Annotated in this window: 14 protein-coding genes; 6 read left to right on the top strand and 8 right to left on the bottom strand. The window is 56.7% G+C overall.

Annotated features, from left to right (window positions below; translation table 11 throughout):
• Positions 1 to 148: 148 nt before the first annotated feature.
• From ACXJGX_RS05765 to ACXJGX_RS05735, 7 genes are read right to left on the bottom strand one after another with little or no spacing between them, the layout of a single operon-like run.
• A complete protein-coding gene (locus ACXJGX_RS05765) occupies positions 149 to 994 on the bottom strand; it encodes a mechanosensitive ion channel family protein (RefSeq protein WP_474779563.1) in 846 nt (281 codons plus the stop codon).
• Positions 995 to 997: 3 nt separating this feature from the next.
• Entirely contained in the window at positions 998 to 1,297 is a 300-nt protein-coding gene (locus ACXJGX_RS05760) for a 4a-hydroxytetrahydrobiopterin dehydratase (RefSeq protein WP_474779561.1), read from the bottom strand.
• Positions 1,294 to 2,478, bottom strand: a complete 1,185-nt coding sequence (locus ACXJGX_RS05755) for a GNAT family N-acetyltransferase (protein WP_474779559.1) — start codon at positions 2,476 to 2,478, stop codon at positions 1,294 to 1,296. Before ACXJGX_RS05755 ends, ACXJGX_RS05760 begins: the two co-directional genes overlap by 4 nt.
• 31 nt (positions 2,479 to 2,509) lie before the next feature.
• Positions 2,510 to 3,262 (bottom strand): glycerophosphodiester phosphodiesterase family protein, encoded by a 753-nt coding sequence (locus ACXJGX_RS05750; RefSeq protein WP_474779557.1) that lies wholly within the window; start codon positions 3,260 to 3,262, stop codon positions 2,510 to 2,512.
• Positions 3,259 to 3,729, bottom strand: a complete 471-nt coding sequence (locus tag ACXJGX_RS05745) for a RidA family protein (protein ID WP_474779555.1) — start codon at positions 3,727 to 3,729, stop codon at positions 3,259 to 3,261. The genes ACXJGX_RS05750 and ACXJGX_RS05745 overlap by 4 nt, the downstream gene beginning before the upstream one ends.
• 55 nt (positions 3,730 to 3,784) lie before the next feature.
• The gene (locus ACXJGX_RS05740) at positions 3,785 to 5,146 is read right to left on the bottom strand and encodes an HlyD family type I secretion periplasmic adaptor subunit (RefSeq protein ID WP_474779553.1); all 1,362 of its coding nucleotides are present in this window, start codon (positions 5,144 to 5,146) and stop codon (positions 3,785 to 3,787) included.
• Positions 5,143 to 6,876, bottom strand: a complete 1,734-nt coding sequence (locus tag ACXJGX_RS05735; RefSeq protein WP_474779551.1) for a type I secretion system permease/ATPase — start codon at positions 6,874 to 6,876, stop codon at positions 5,143 to 5,145. The genes ACXJGX_RS05740 and ACXJGX_RS05735 overlap by 4 nt, the downstream gene beginning before the upstream one ends.
• A gap of 150 nt (positions 6,877 to 7,026) precedes the next feature.
• Here ACXJGX_RS05735 and ACXJGX_RS05730 point away from each other — a divergent pair, with 150 nt between their 5' ends.
• Positions 7,027 to 7,392, top strand: a complete 366-nt coding sequence (locus ACXJGX_RS05730; protein WP_474779549.1) for a hypothetical protein — start codon at positions 7,027 to 7,029, stop codon at positions 7,390 to 7,392.
• Between the two features lie 43 nt (positions 7,393 to 7,435).
• Here the strand turns inward: ACXJGX_RS05730 and ACXJGX_RS05725 are convergent, their stop codons facing one another.
• Positions 7,436 to 9,586, bottom strand: coding sequence for a transglycosylase domain-containing protein (locus ACXJGX_RS05725; protein ID WP_474779547.1), 2,151 nt, complete (start codon positions 9,584 to 9,586; stop codon positions 7,436 to 7,438).
• A 270-nt stretch (positions 9,587 to 9,856) separates the two neighbouring features.
• On the opposite strand from ACXJGX_RS05725, the gene ACXJGX_RS05720 reads away from it, so the two are divergent.
• The 5 genes from ACXJGX_RS05720 to ACXJGX_RS05700 all read left to right on the top strand — a co-directional run bounded on the left by ACXJGX_RS05720 (position 9,857) and on the right by ACXJGX_RS05700 (position 14,642).
• Positions 9,857 to 10,195, top strand: coding sequence for a P-II family nitrogen regulator (locus ACXJGX_RS05720; protein ID WP_474779545.1), 339 nt, complete (start codon positions 9,857 to 9,859; stop codon positions 10,193 to 10,195).
• A gap of 22 nt (positions 10,196 to 10,217) precedes the next feature.
• Positions 10,218 to 11,543 (top strand): ammonium transporter, encoded by a 1,326-nt coding sequence (locus ACXJGX_RS05715; RefSeq protein ID WP_474779543.1) that lies wholly within the window; start codon positions 10,218 to 10,220, stop codon positions 11,541 to 11,543.
• A 234-nt stretch (positions 11,544 to 11,777) separates the two neighbouring features.
• Positions 11,778 to 12,779: an N-acetyltransferase DgcN gene (dgcN, locus tag ACXJGX_RS05710; RefSeq protein ID WP_474779541.1), complete on the top strand. Its 1,002-nt coding sequence runs from the start codon at positions 11,778 to 11,780 to the stop codon at positions 12,777 to 12,779.
• A 43-nt stretch (positions 12,780 to 12,822) separates the two neighbouring features.
• The gene (gene dgcA / locus ACXJGX_RS05705; RefSeq protein WP_474779539.1) at positions 12,823 to 13,779 is read left to right on the top strand and encodes an N-acetyl-D-Glu racemase DgcA; all 957 of its coding nucleotides are present in this window, start codon (positions 12,823 to 12,825) and stop codon (positions 13,777 to 13,779) included.
• Positions 13,776 to 14,642 carry a D-amino-acid transaminase gene (locus ACXJGX_RS05700; protein WP_474779537.1) on the top strand — a complete coding sequence of 289 codons (867 nt, stop codon included), beginning with the start codon at positions 13,776 to 13,778 and terminating at the stop codon, positions 14,640 to 14,642. The genes dgcA and ACXJGX_RS05700 overlap by 4 nt, the downstream gene beginning before the upstream one ends.
• The last annotated feature ends 9 nt before the right edge of the window (positions 14,643 to 14,651 follow it).

The raw sequence follows: 14,651 nt of genomic DNA, 5'->3' as shown, positions 1-14,651 counted from the left end.
TCTGATATAGCCTGCGCGCCGTCAAGCGCCACAATGCCGCCGCATCGCAGACCGGATATGTTTTATTAAATTAAGCGGTTAGCGCATGATCCGCGCCGCAGCTGTGGTGGGATGCAAAAAGGGCGATCAAACGACCGCCCTTTCCAGTTTACTCTTGTGCTTGCACGATCGTGCGCGTCGGGAACGGGATGTCGATGCCACCATTATCCAGCGCCTCTTTGACTTTGCGTTTCATATCGGCCTGATACTGGAAATAGTCGCCGCTATCGCACCAGAACCGCACCAGAAAATCGACCGAACTGCTGTTAAGGTTGTTGACCTGAATGAATGGCTCTGGCTCGGTTTTGGACCGTGGGTCGGCTGCGATTGTGTCGCGGATGATGGTTTCGGCGTCTTTCAAATTCGCGCCGTATCCCACGCCAAACTCCCACTCGGCGCGCCGTGTTGGATAGGTGGAATAGTTGATAATCGTGTTTCCCCAGACCTCTGAATTGGGAATGATGATCTGCAGGTTGCCTGTCGACGCAAGCTCTGTGTAGTTCAGTGTAATGTCTTTGACGGTGCCCATCTGGCCATTTACCTCGACAAAATCAGTGATTTTGATGGGCCGGAAGAAAACAATCATCACACCTGCCGCCACGTTGGACAACGTCCCCTGCAAGGCCAGACCAATCGCCAGACCCGCCGCACCGATGACGGCAATGACCGACGTCGTCTGCACACCAAAGGTATTCAGCACAAACAAAACGGCAAAGCCGATGATCACGTAGCGAGCGACATTGCCCAAAAAGTTGAACAGGGTAACGTCCAGATGTTTGTGTTTTTCACCCAGATGGATCAGACGTGCACGCGCCCAACCTGCGATGATAAAACCGACGACAATAATCAGCAGGGCCGCAACGACACTGCCAAAGATCGACGCAATAAATTCGAGTGTTAAAAGATCGGCCAGCGTTTTGCCGTCCCAAATGGGTGTGGTTAAAAAGTCATTCAATGGTTAAGCTCCTGCCAGCGCGTCCATTTTCGCGCCTAGTTTTGCGTCCAGGGCCGAAAGGCCGCCCGCGTCATGTGTGGTCAATGTGATATCCACTGTTTTGTAGACATTTGACCATTCGGGGTGGTGGTTCCACTTTTCAGCCCAAAGGGCCACCCGCGTCATAAACCCGAAAGCATCAATAAAGTTCCCAAAAACAAAAGTTTTCTTAATTGCGTCCCGTCCATCAACGATAGACCACCCATTTGCAAGCAATGGGGCGATCTGGGCCGCACGTTCGTCTTGCGTTAATTTTTCTGTCATTGCTGTTCCTCGAGGTCGGATTTGCGGAAAGGACCGTAACTGGTCAACACCTCGATTTCATGATCAACTGCGTCCCGTTCTGCATCAAGATAGCGCGCAACGGCCTCGCGGAAACCGGGGTCACCAATCCAATGCAGGGAATGGGTGGCGACGGGCAGGTATCCGCGCGCAAGCTTGTGTTCACCCTGTGCCCCAGCTTCGACGCGGGTCAGACCGCGCGCAATCGCAAAATCAATCGCCTGATAGTAACACAGTTCAAAGTGCAGGCAGGCGTGGTGTTCTGTGCAGCCCCAATACCGCCCATATAGTGAATTGCGCCCGATGAAGTTCAGCGCACCGGCGACCGCGCGCCCGTCGCGCATGGCCAATACAAGCAGCATATCATCACGCAGGCTGTCCTGCGCACAGTCGAAAAATTGCCGGGTAAGATAGGGCGTGCCCCATTTCCGGTTTCCGGTATCCTGATAGAATTGCCAAAATGCATCCCAATGGGCAGGTTGGATCTGATCGCCCGTCAATTGGATAATCTCGCCGCCGAACGCCTGCGCGGTCGCGCGTTCCCTGCGGATATTCTTGCGCTTGCGGCTGGACAACGTCGCAAGAAATGCGCCGAAGTCGGCATACCCGTCGTTCATCCAGTGGAACTGTTGCCCGATGCGGGGCAGCAGGCCCATTTCGGCACCTGCAATTGCCTCTGCTTCGGTGCAAAATGTCGCGTGGATTGATGACAGGTCATTGTCGGCGGCAATTTGCACCGCCCCTTGGATCAGCGCGGACATGCCCAGTGCCTCAAATCCTGGGCGGGTCAGAAACCTGCGTCCAGTGGCCGGGGTAAAAGGCACCGCAATTTGCAATTTGGGGTAATAACGACCCCCTGCATTTTCATAGGCTTGCGCCCAATTGTGATCAAAGATGTATTCACCCTGACTGTGCCCCTTTGCATAAAGTGGTGCGACCGCAATGATCTGCCCGTCCTGTTGCGCCGTCAAATACCGGGGCTGCCATCCGGTACCGTCCCCCACCGATTTGCTATCTTCCAGCGCGCGCAAAAACCGGTAGGTGGTGAACGGATCGTGCGGGCGACCTGCGCTGGCTTCGGGGCAGGCGCAGGCATCCCAGTCCGATTCCGAAATATCGGACAGGTTGCGGTGCGCTGCAATTTCTATGGGGCTGTCTGTCATACCATCAGACTTGGGCGGCTGACCGGTTTCGTCAAGCGCGGTAACCTTCAAAAGTCACATTCTGTGCGACTTTGCGCGCCGCCGCCTCTGCTTCGGGCGAACGAATCGTCCAACATAGAATTTGCGCGCCCTGTGCCTTTAATTCGGCGATCCGTGGGCTGTTCAGATCACTTGCTTCGTGGCTGATGAAACAGGCGCCGGTGCGGTCGTAATCAGGGATCAAACGCAGCAGATCGCGCGTGGCAGGGGGGAGCTCTGGCCAATGCACGGGCTCATAGCGGGATGTCGTGATCCCGCGTGGGATGCCGGGCGCAAGTTCTGACATCCGCAGTACGCTGTGCGGGTTGAACGACATGACGGCCACGTCGCCCGCATACCCTGTCAGCGCCTTGGCTGTCGCAGTTTCCAGCTGGCCGATGTTGGGGCCCATTTGGCCATCTTGATCCTTGATCTCGATCAGCAGGGGGACTTGGCCTGCGACCAGATCCAATACCGCCTCAAGCGACGGGATCATACCGGGATCGTCGTTTAATGGCGTCGCCGCAAGTTCGGCGCGGTTGCGCGCGCGGACCGGGCCTGTTTTTGTGGTCAAGCGGTCCAGTATGTCGTCATGAAAAACCACGGCATGGCCATCACTGGTCAGCTGCACATCGACCTCGATGCCATAGCCCGCGTCAATCGCAGCTTGGATTGACGCAAGGCTGTTTTCCACGCGCCCCGCTTTGCGATCATGGAACGCGCGGTGCGCAAGCGGGATTGTCAAAAAAGCGGCGGGCAGGGTCATTTGATTTGAAAGATTGCTTCAATTTCGACAGCAACACCCAAGGGCAGGCTCGCGGCGCTGACGGCGGCGCGGGCGTGGCGCCCTTTGTCACCCAGTGCGGCGACAAAGAAATCAGAGGCGCCGTTGATCACCTTTGGCTGGTCGGTAAAGTCAGGGGTCGAATTCACAAAGCCCGTCAATTTAACCACCCGGACGAGGCGATCCATATCGCCGTCGCAGGCGACCTTCACTTGCGTCAACAAAGAAATCGCACAAAGCTTCGCGGCTTCGGCGCCTTGTTCCAGTGTAAAGTCACGCCCGACAATGCCTTTGACCGGACCATTTGCATCTTGGGAAATCTGCCCCGACACATAGACCATGTCACCCACTGTCACAAATGGCAGGTAATTGCCCGCCGCCTTCGGTGCAGCACCGACGTCGGGCAGGGTCACGCCCAATTCGGCCAGTTTGGTTTCAATCGCGCTCATTGGTTTCTCCTCGTGTATTTGCCCGGACGCTAGCGGCCAAATGCACGGCGTGCAATCACGACTCGCGGAACGCCTTTGCAAAATAGTCAGCCAGCGGTTTGAGCAGGTAATCCATCGGGCTGCGGTCCGCCGTGCGCGCAAGCGCTTCGACGGGCATACCGGGGATCAGGATCATGCCTGCGGGCAGGCGGTCAATTTCGCCGGGGTTCAACTGCACCTCGGCCCGATAAAAAGATTGCCCCGAGTTTTCGTTTTGAAACGCATCCGCAGAAATCAGCGTCACCTTCCCAAACAGTTCTGGCGTGCGCCGGCGGTCAAAGGCGGAGAACCGCAGCGTAACCTCTTGGCCCACGTTAATCTGATCGACATCTTGCACGTTGACCTTCGTGGCGATGACAAGCGGGCGATCCTGCGGGACCAGATAAAGAACCGGATCAGCTGCGCGGATCACCGATTGGGGTGCAAACACCTGCATGCCGTAGATCACGCCTGACACGGGCGCGCGAATATCAAGACGGTCCAACTGACGGGTGAGCGTGCGACGCCTTTCGGCCAGTTCAAGCTGATTGAACTGCAAGTCGCGCAGCTGTGAAATCGCGTCTTCGCGGCGGGTAGATGCAAGCCCGAGCACCTGAATTTCGATTTCTGTCATGCGTTCGGCGGCTTGGGCGGCCTTTGCGGTCAGGTCGCCCATTGTGCCCAGCAGGCTTGCCTGTTCGCGCTGTAACGCCAGCACACGGCTGGCTTGCGCAAGGCCACGGTCCAGCAACGTTTGCTGGTCGGCTAATTCGCGGCCGATCAATTCGCTTTGGGTTGTCAGTGCCGTTTGTTGCGCGGTGATCCCGTCGATCTGGCTTGCGATCTGGGCGCGTTGTTGGGTCAACTGCTCTACCGCGCTTTTGTTCGATGTCAGCCGGGCTTCGAATAACCGGTTTTGACCTGCAATCAATTCCGCGACTTCGGGATTATTGGCCGTGGCAATCAATGGATCGTAGGGCAGGACGGTCAGATCGTCACGCTCTGCTTCAAGCCGGGCGCGGCGGGCCAGAATTTCGAACAGCTGGCCTTCGACAACTGCCAATTCTGACTGCAGCACTGTTGCATCGAGCCGGATCAACAAATCGCCCGCGGCAACTGTGTCACCTTCGTCTACCAAAATCTCAGCGACAACGCCGCCGTCCGGATGTTGGACAATCTGCCGGTTGCGGTCGACTTCGATCTGGCCTGTCGTGATGATGGCGCCTGTAATCTGCGCCATCACGGCCCACGTGCCAAATCCGCCGACCAGAATAACCAGCCCGACCATGCCAACCCAAACGTGGCGCGACGCCGACCATCGGTCATCGGGCGGTGATGATAGAATGCTTTTGGCGAAAACTGTTAGCCGCTGCCAAATCGCCTTGCTTTGCTTGCTCATGCGACGCCACCCCCGGTTCCTTGGCCACGCTGGATATCCGCGTGATTTTTCACCAAATCGGCCATTACCGCATCCTTTGGACCAAAGGCACGGCGTGCACCATTGTCGATCACCAGTAACAGGTCGCATTCTTGAATGGCGGCCGGGCGATGGGCCATGATGAACACCACCTTACCTTCCGCTTTCAAGGCTTTGATGGCTTGGTTCAGCGCAACAGATCCATCGTTATCAAGGTTCGAATTGGGTTCGTCCAACACCAGCACGACCGGATCACCATACAGTGCGCGCGCGAGCCCAATGCGCTGAATTTGTCCACCCGACAGCCGCCCCTCGGTTGCTGAAACGCGGGTATCGTATCCGTCAGGCAGTCGCAGGATCATGTCATGCGCGGCGGCTTTCTTGGCGGCGGCGACCACCTCTGCCGCGTCCGGTTGCATGATCATACGGGCAATGTTGTCAGTGATGGTACCGTCAAACAATTGCACACGCTGTGGCAAATAGCCGATATATGTTCCCAAAGTATCGGGGTCATATTGATCAAGCGCGGCGCCATCCAGCCTGACCTTGCCAGCCACGGGTTGCCAGACACCGGTAAGCACGCGGGCAAGTGTCGATTTGCCGGCGCCCGATGTACCAATGACGCCTACCGCCTGACCGGGCGACACTTCGAAACTGATGCCGCGCAGGGCAGGCAGGTTTTCGCCAGGGGGCGCGACTGTCACTTGTTCTACCCTTAGGTATGCGCGTGGCTTTGGCAATCGCGTGCGGTTTGCCTGTGGGGGGATTGCATCCAGCAGGACGCCCAGCTTGTGCCAGCCCTCGCGCCCGCGCTGAAACAGCGCCCATTGGCCGACGATCATTTCAATCGGCGCCAGACCGCGACCCAGCAGTATGGACCCTGCAATCATCGCGCCCGGCGACAGTTCGTTTTGCAGCGTCAGATAAGCCCCGAGGCCCAGCATCGCCGACTGCAAGAAAAGCCGAAATGTCTTGGTGATCGCCGTAAAAGTCCCCGATGCGTCCGACGCAGAAATCGCCGCATCAAGCGATTGTCCGCGTGCCATTTGCCAGCGATCAAAGGTGGCGCCGCGCATGCCCAACGACTGCACCATCTCGCTTTCGCTGCGAATTTGCGCGCCTAGCTGATCTGCCGCGAATTTGCTTGCTGTGGCGGATTGCAGGGGTTTGCGGCTGATCATCTGGTTCGCAACGGCCACCCCGATTAGAATCGCAGCACCAACAACCGCCAAAAGCCCCATCATGGGATGAAAAATGAAGATACCAAGAAAGAAAATCGGTGCAAAAGGTAGGTCAAACAGGGCCATCAATGCCGGTGACGTGATTAGTCTTTGTATAGCTTCAAGGTCCTGAAGCCCGGTCGCGGCCTCGCGCGGTGCGCGCGACAATGTGGTGGCCTGCATCACGGCGGAAAACACAGGGCGATCAAGCCGAGATTGAAAACGTGCACCAATCCGTCCCATGATCCTGCCACGCACGAAATCTAAAATGCCCATCATCCCGTACAAAAACGCGACCAAAACTGACAAGGCGACCAATGTCTCGTAAGATCGCGACCCTAACACCCGGTCATAAACATTGAGCATGTATATCGACCCGGTCAGCATCAGCATGTTCACAAAAAAGCTGAAAATGGCCACAGTCCAATATAAGCCACGGCTTTCGATGCGGGCCTTGCGCAGCTGGGATCGACCAGTCGAGTTTGTCGGCATGGGGGGTAAATTATCCTTGCGTCATAGTGTTGCCGCGAAACTATAGAAAACCAGAATAAAGTTAATGGTCTATCTGCGGCATATGAAAAATGAGCGGAAAAGATCATAAATAGTTGATCGAATTCAGTCTTTACTGCGGGAATGGCGGGCATGAAACACATATTGCGACACCTCAGCGTGACATGCGCGCTGGTTCCTACCCTTGTCAGCGCGGGCCCCTTCGATGGCGTTTATAAACAAACCGCAAATGCCGAATGTTCACTCGTGGGCATCGACGGCGGATCAGTAAAGGTCGAGGACAGCATTTTTTATGGTGTCGAGATGCAATGCCGGATGATCAATCCCATTGACATCAGGGATATGAACGCGACCATTTTTAATATGGAATGCTCTGGGTCGGGACAGACCTGGTCAGAGCGCGCAATCATGATGGCCGACGCCGAAACGCCGGGCGTTTATATGATCTGGAACGGCTACGCCTTCCGCTATCAACGCTGCGACGTCGAGAGCGACTGACACATCAGCCGCTCTCTTTGAAACGTCGGTCGTAAGGCCGCTGTCAGTTTCCGGCGCTGTCGATGATCAACTCCAGAAGGTTCAGAATGTCCTGATCAAGCACTTCGCCGCCTTGGCTTTCCAGGACGCCCGTTGGTGCGGCCTGTTGTGGGATCAGCATAGGCAGCGGCGTTGGCGTTTTCCCCGCCAAAACACGGGTCATGGTTTCGCGCCAGATTGTGGCAGGTAAACCACCGCCGGTCACGCCGCTTAGGGGGCGGTTGTCGTCGTAACCCATCCAAACGCCTGTCACGTAATCCCCGGTAAAGGCGATGAACCACGCGTCGCGCGCACCTTGGGTCGTCCCCGACTTGCCCGCGATCTGCCAGCCGTCGATTCTGGCGCGCTGCCCGGTGCCTTCTTCGATCACCTTGGTCATCATCCATGTGAGTTGGCGTGCGGCATCTTCACGAATGATGCGTTCGCCGATACCGGCGCCATGGGAATCCATCAGCGATTCATTGTCGCCGCGAATACGCAAATCAACCAGACCGTAAGGGGTCACTTGTGACCCGCCGTTCAGAATGCCCGCATAGGCCCCTGTCATGTCCAACAGGTTGCTTTCCGATACACCTAACGCCAGCGCCGGACCTTCGGCCAGATCGCCGTTCAGCCCGAAACCGTTGGCGACATTGCGTACCAGTTCGCGGCCGACGTCTTCGGACAGCAAAATCGCCGGAATATTGCGGCTTTCTGCCAAGGCCTGTGTGAGGGGGATGGGGCCTTTGAATTCATGGTCATAGTTGTCGGGACACCAATCATCTGCGCCACGGCGTTTCCAGCAGGTGCGCGCATCGTTGATCATCGTGTAGGGCGAGATGCCCAGATCAAGTGCTGCCGCATAAATAAACGGCTTGAACGACGATCCGGTTTGCCGGTTGGCTTGGGTAGCGCGGTTAAATGCGCCAGTATCGCCGATATTGCGGCCGCCGACCATCGCGCGCACGGCGCCGTCAGCAGACATCACCACGATGGCTGCTTGCGCTTCGGACCCTTCGCGGACTTCATTTTGGAATACGGAAATCATCGCCTCTTCGGCAGCTTGCTGGATGCTTTGGTCCAGCGTGGTCTGGATGATGACGTCCTCGGTTGTATTGCGGGTAAAAGATTCCGGTCCGCTGCGCATGATCCAGTCGGCAAAGAATGTTGCCGCATTGGCACGGGCCGTGGCCGATAGAGTCGCAGGTTGGGCGCGGGCATCAGCGGCTTGTGCGGCGGTCAGGTATCCCTGATCTTCCATCAGCCCGACAACGACCGCGGCCCGGTTTTGCGACCGCGCGAGGTTGCTTGTCGGGGCGAGCGTTGACGGTGCGGTCAACAGCCCGGCCAGCATGGCAGATTGGGCCGGGTTTAATTCTGAGGCGTGAACACCAAAATAGCGTTGCGCCGCAGCTTCGACCCCGCGGGCGCCTGCACCCATATACGCGCGGTTCAAATAGATGGTAAGGATCTCATCCTTGGTATAGGCGATTTCCATGCCCATCGCGAACAGCGCTTCACGCGCCTTGCGCACAAGCGAACCTTGGCGGCAGTCGTTCTCGTATTCGGATTCGGATGCCCATTTTTCCGGGTTGAACGGGACGCCCAGACATAACAATTTGGCTGTCTGCTGGGTAATCGTTGATCCGCCATGACCTGACAAAGGCCCGCGGCCTTCGTTCATGTTAATTCTGATCGCCGATGCGATACCGCGTGGGGATATACCAAAGTGACGGTAAAACCGTTTGTCTTCGGTGGCGACGACCGCATGCACGATATACGGAGATGCATTGGCAACGGTGACTGCACCGCCAAATTGGTCCCCACGCCATGCAAACACGTCGCCATGGAAATCGGTCATAGTGACCGATCCACGCGTCCTGCCGTCAATCAGTTCTGACGCTGGCGGCAGTTGCGAGGCAAAGTAGAACGCGAAACCGGCAACAACCAGCGCAGCGACCGCACCGATACGCCAGCTAAACGCCCAGACAATCCGGATGGCCCAGATAAATGGGAACAAGATCCACCCGATCAGTCCACGCGGCTGACGCGCCTTTGGCGCGGCCTTTCGGCGGGCGACAGGTTTCTTCTTCGGCGCTGGCTTTTTGGGCGCTGCGCTTGCATTATAGCGTTTTTCAGCCACCAAAGGTGTGCGCTTTTTTCCGTTATCAGTCATGCTCTGCTCGACTTGTTTTTTGTCTCTTTCGCCCAGCATAGCGGGCCGGACGGCAAATGTAGAGCGCGATGAGTCGCTCTGGGTTGGTTTTTATATTGATTAAAAATTAGGCTATTGTGCTTTTTTGTGCAAAAAATGTGCAAATACAGTCGATCGGTGGGTGGTGACCCCCGCAGATATCCTTGCTTGATGGTGCTGGAGACGTCTCTTGTGTCCATGCAAGCCAACGCTGCCAAAGGCGTTTGCACATGAACTTGCAAGGGGAAGAACGTGAAACTCATCATTGCAACAATCAAACCGTTCAAGCTTGAAGAGGTGCGCGAAGCGCTCACCTCTGTCGGCGTTCGCGGGATGATGGTGTCGGAAATCAAAGGCTTCGGGTCTCAGTCCGGCCATACTGAAATCTACCGTGGCGCAGAATACGCCGTGAATTTTGTGCCAAAGGTCAAGCTTGAGGTCGTTGTGCCTGATGCGCTGGCTGATCAGGTGGTGTCCACCATCGCCTCCACCGCCAAAACCGAAAAAATCGGCGACGGCAAGATTTTCGTTCTCGACGTGGAAAGCGCCCTGCGGGTGCGCACCGGCGAGACCAATGATGACGCGCTTTGATCGCGAATTAAGGGACAGGATTATGAAACTTACAAAATCACTCCTTGTCGGTTCGGGCCTCGCGCTCTTGCCGACTTTGGCTATGGCGCAGGATGCGCCTGCGCCGACGTTCGACGAAATCGGCCCCTACATCATGACAACGCTGTTGTTCTTGATCGGTGGCTTTTTGGTCATGTGGATGGCAGCGGGCTTTGCGATGCTCGAAGCCGGTTTGGTTCGTTCCAAGAACGTGACGACACAGCTGACCAAAAACGTGGCACTGTTTGCGATTGCGGGCATCATGTACTGGTTTGTCGGCTACGGTCTGATGTACCCCGGCGACGATTGGACAATCGTGGGCTATGTGGGCAAGTTCTTTGCGATCACATCGCTGGAGCCCGTTGGCCTGTCTGCCGCTGACGCTGCATTGGATTATGCATCGACCGCATCCGACTTTTTCTTTCAGTTGATGTTCTGTGCGACCACTGCGTCGATCGTTTCGGGCACTTTGGCTGAACGCATCAAGCTGTGGCCGTTCCTGATTTTCACTGTGATCCTGACCGGTTTCCTCTACCCGATCGAGGCATCGTGGCAGTGGGGCGGCGGCTGGTTGTTTGAAATGGGCTTCTATGACTTTGCTGGCTCGACACTTGTGCACGCGGCTGGTGGTTTTGCGGCCCTTGCAGGTGCGCTCATCCTTGGTCCACGGATCGGCAAATACAAAGATGGCCGTGTTATCCCAATGCCGGGGTCTAACCTTGCACTTGCAACACTGGGTACATTCATCCTGTGGTTGGGTTGGTTCGGCTTTAACGGTGGTTCGCAACTGGCGGCTGGTACCGTTGGCGACATCACAGACGTAGGTCGTATCTTTGCAAACACCAACATGGCGGCGTCTGCCGGTGCGGTTGCTGCGCTGATCCTGACACAGGTTCTGTACAAAAAGGTCGACCTGACGATGGTGCTAAACGGTGCGCTGGCTGGTCTGGTGTCGATCACAGCCGGTCCACTTGACCCATCTTTGTTCGGCGCGCTTTGGATTGGTGCTGTCGGCGGTGTGATTGCGGTTCTGGTTGTGCCGGTTCTGGACAGCCTGAAAATCGATGACGTTGTCGGTGCGATCCCTGTCCACTTGGTTGCGGGCTTCTGGGGCACAATGGCGGTACCGTTCTACAGCGCTGACACCAGCTTTGTGACACAGTTCGTCGGTTTCGCATCCATCGGTATCTTCATGTTCGTCGCCAGCGCTATCGTCTGGATGATCCTTAAGGGAACGATGGGCATCCGCGTCAGCGAAGAAGCCGAGATCATGGGGCTTGATGTGTCTGAAATGGGCATGGAAGCATACCCCGAGTTTTCGAAAGGCTGATACCCTTCCTGTCAGTTTTTCATCACTTACCCGGGCGTTCGCGCCCGGGTTTTTTTATGAGGCGCGGTGGATCAACAGACACCCGACAATCTGACGCAATATTTTCCTGTATTCCGGCAAAACACGCAAAAATATCGTGTTATTTTATGTTTCCGCGACAGCATTCACGATGAACTACCAAGGCATACGCGCAATTCTACCGGAGATGATTTTTCTCAAATCCGGAGTGATGCAATGATCCAGACCCCTTATCTTTTGTTCCTTGGCGATGCCCCTGATCAGCTTGCCGCGAAGGTGGCGCAGGGCATCAAAGACTGGCGTCCTGAAAACGCTGTTGGTCAATACCGGATGCCCGGCTGTGGTGCGGATGTGGGTCTGACCGAGATGACGTTGGCAGAGGCGAAAGCCGCAGGTGCCAAGACCCTTGTGGTGGGCGTTGCCAACCGCGGCGGCGTTATTTCGGCTGCCTGGAAAGAGGTTCTGATACAGGCGTTGCAAATGGGTTTTGATATCGCATCTGGCCTGCACAACCTGTTGCGCGAAGAAAATGATTTGATGGCCGCCGCCCGCGTGAGCGGACAGACCGTGTTTGATGTGCGGATTCCATCGGTGGCGTATCCGATTGCCAACGGCAAGAAACGCACTGGCAAGCGCTGCTTGGCGGTCGGCACCGATTGTTCGGTGGGCAAAATGTACACTGGCCTTGCGATGGATGCCGAAATGCAAAAGCGCGGGCTGAAGTCGACATTCCGCCCCACTGGTCAAACCGGGATTTTGATCACCGGCGGGGGTGTGCCGCTGGATGCGGTTATTGCAGATTTCATGGCGGGTGCCGTTGAATATCTGACCCCGGATAACGACAGCGACCATTGGGATCATATCGAAGGGCAGGGCAGCCTGTTCCACGTGTCATATTCCGGCGTCACTATGGCGCTGATCCATGGTGGTCAACCTGATGCACTTGTTTTGGCCCATGAACCGACCCGCACCCACATGCGCGGCCTGCCGGAGTACACGTTGCCCAGCCTCGAATCGCTGCGCGATACCGCGCTGCCGCTGGCGCGGATCGCTAACCCAGCGTGTCAGGTGATTGGCATTTCAATCAACACTCAGCATATGTCCGAAGCCGACGCGATGGCCTATATGGCGCAAGTCGAGGATCGCATGGGGCTTCCGACGGTTGATACGTTCCGTCAGGGGGCAGGGCGGCTGGTGGACGCTTTGGCTGGTCTATAAAGCAAAATTCCTGCAATATTTCGCGAAAATAAAAGGGTAGAGCATGCAGATTGAAGTGACCTCTGATGTGTTTCGGCTGGCGCAAGTGTTTACGATCAGCCGTGGGTCGCGCACACAGGCAGAGGTGTTGACGGTCACTCTCGACGGCTTGGGGCGCGGCGAATGTGTGCCCTACGCGCGCTATGGCGAAACGCTGCAGAGCGTGACCGCGCAAATTCAGGGATTACCTTCCGACCTGACCCGTGCCTCACTGCAAGACGCGTTGCCAGCGGGTGCCGCACGCAATGCCGTGGATTGCGCGATGTGGGATTTGGCGGCCAAGCGCGCGGGATGCCGCGTGTGGGATTTGTTGGGCCTGCCCGCGCCCACCGCGCAGATCACGGCATACACCCTGTCGTTGGGGACGCCGGATGCAATGGCACAGCAGGCCACCAAAAACGCGCACCGCCCGCTGTTGAAAATCAAACTGGGTACACCCGACGACATGGCCCGGCTTGAGGCAGTCCGTCGGGGCGCGCCGCAATCGCAGATTATCGTGGATGCCAACGAAGGCTGGAGCGCGGAAATCTATGCCGATCTGGCCCCGCACCTGATCCGCCTTGGCGTCAAGATGGTGGAGCAGCCTCTTCCCGCAGGTGCGGATGATATGCTTGCCGAAATCGCCCGGCCACTGCCGGTATGTGCCGACGAAAGCTGCCACGACCGTTCTAGTCTGGCGGCGCTCAGCGGCAAATATGATATGGTGAATATCAAGCTCGATAAAACCGGAGGTCTGACCGAAGCGCTGATGCTAAAGGATGCGGCGATCAGCGCAGGCTTTGACGTGATGGTCGGCTGCATGGTTGGATCGTCACTGGCGATGGCGCCTGCTACCATTTTGGCGCAGGGTGTTGCGTTTACGGACCTTGACGGCCCGCTGTTATTGGCCGAAGACCGTGCGCAACCACTGCAATTCGATGAAAATGGCGTGCATCCACCTGCCGCCGCATTATGGGGATGACCATGCGCACAGTTTACGTCAACGGCGAATACCTACCTGAAAACGAAGCCAAGGTTTCGATCTTTGATCGCGGCTTTCTGATGGCGGACGGCGTTTACGAGGTGACGTCGGTGTTGGACGGTAAGCTGATTGATTTTGCAGGGCATGCAAAACGGTTGGAGAGATCGCTCAACGAACTCGAAATGCCGCACCCCGAAGCATTGCCTGATCTGCTCGATATCCATCGCGAACTGGTCCGGTTGAACGATATTACCGACGGCATGATTTATCTGCAGATCACCCGTGGTGCGCCCGATGACCGCGATTTTGCCTTTCCAGATCCAGCGACGACCAAGCCGACTGTGGTGCTGTTTACCCAAAACAAACCCGGCCTAGCTGAAAGTCCGGTTGCGAAAAAAGGGATCAAGGTAATTTCGATCGCGGACGAACGCTGGGGCCGTCGTGACATTAAAACTGTGCAGTTGCTGTACCCTTCTATGGGCAAAATGATGGCCAAAGCTGCCGGCGTTGATGATGCATGGATGGTCGAAGACGGCGCCGTCACCGAAGGGACGTCGAACAACGCCTATATCGTCAAAGGCAACACGATCATCACACGCAATCTGGGCCACGAAATTTTGCACGGTATCACCCGCGCTGCGGTGTTGCGGTTTGCCCGCGAGGCACAGATGCAAGTCGAAGAGCGCAGCTTTACGATCGCCGAAGCCCAAGACGCCGACGAGGCGTTCATCACATCCGCCAGCACCTTTGTGATGCCCGTCGTCGAGATCGACGGAAGTGCGATTGGCACAGGCGCGCCGGGCCCGATCGCAGCCCGTTTGCGGGAAATCTATCTGGACGAAAGCCGCAAGGCCGGCATCTGACCCAAGTTT

It is taken from the genome of Yoonia sp. SWMV100, from assembly GCF_056108365.1.
Note: the sequence above shows the minus strand (reverse complement) of the source record. Positions and strands in the feature narration are given on the sequence as shown.

Coding starts and splice junctions, on each gene's coding strand:
- ACXJGX_RS05715 (WP_474779543.1), top strand. CDS start 10,218: ATGAAACTTACAAAATCACTCCTTGTCGGTTCGGGCCTCGCGCTCTTG.
- ACXJGX_RS05700 (WP_474779537.1), top strand. CDS start 13,776: ATGACCATGCGCACAGTTTACGTCAACGGCGAATACCTACCTGAAAAC.
- ACXJGX_RS05740 (WP_474779553.1), bottom strand. CDS start 5,146: ATGAGCAAGCAAAGCAAGGCGATTTGGCAGCGGCTAACAGTTTTCGCC.
- ACXJGX_RS05725 (WP_474779547.1), bottom strand. CDS start 9,586: ATGACTGATAACGGAAAAAAGCGCACACCTTTGGTGGCTGAAAAACGC.
- dgcA (WP_474779539.1), top strand. CDS start 12,823: ATGCAGATTGAAGTGACCTCTGATGTGTTTCGGCTGGCGCAAGTGTTT.
- ACXJGX_RS05730 (WP_474779549.1), top strand. CDS start 7,027: ATGAAACACATATTGCGACACCTCAGCGTGACATGCGCGCTGGTTCCT.
- ACXJGX_RS05750 (WP_474779557.1), bottom strand. CDS start 3,262: ATGACCCTGCCCGCCGCTTTTTTGACAATCCCGCTTGCGCACCGCGCG.
- ACXJGX_RS05745 (WP_474779555.1), bottom strand. CDS start 3,729: ATGAGCGCGATTGAAACCAAACTGGCCGAATTGGGCGTGACCCTGCCC.
- ACXJGX_RS05755 (WP_474779559.1), bottom strand. CDS start 2,478: ATGACAGACAGCCCCATAGAAATTGCAGCGCACCGCAACCTGTCCGAT.
- ACXJGX_RS05760 (WP_474779561.1), bottom strand. CDS start 1,297: ATGACAGAAAAATTAACGCAAGACGAACGTGCGGCCCAGATCGCCCCA.
- dgcN (WP_474779541.1), top strand. CDS start 11,778: ATGATCCAGACCCCTTATCTTTTGTTCCTTGGCGATGCCCCTGATCAG.
- ACXJGX_RS05735 (WP_474779551.1), bottom strand. CDS start 6,876: ATGCCGACAAACTCGACTGGTCGATCCCAGCTGCGCAAGGCCCGCATC.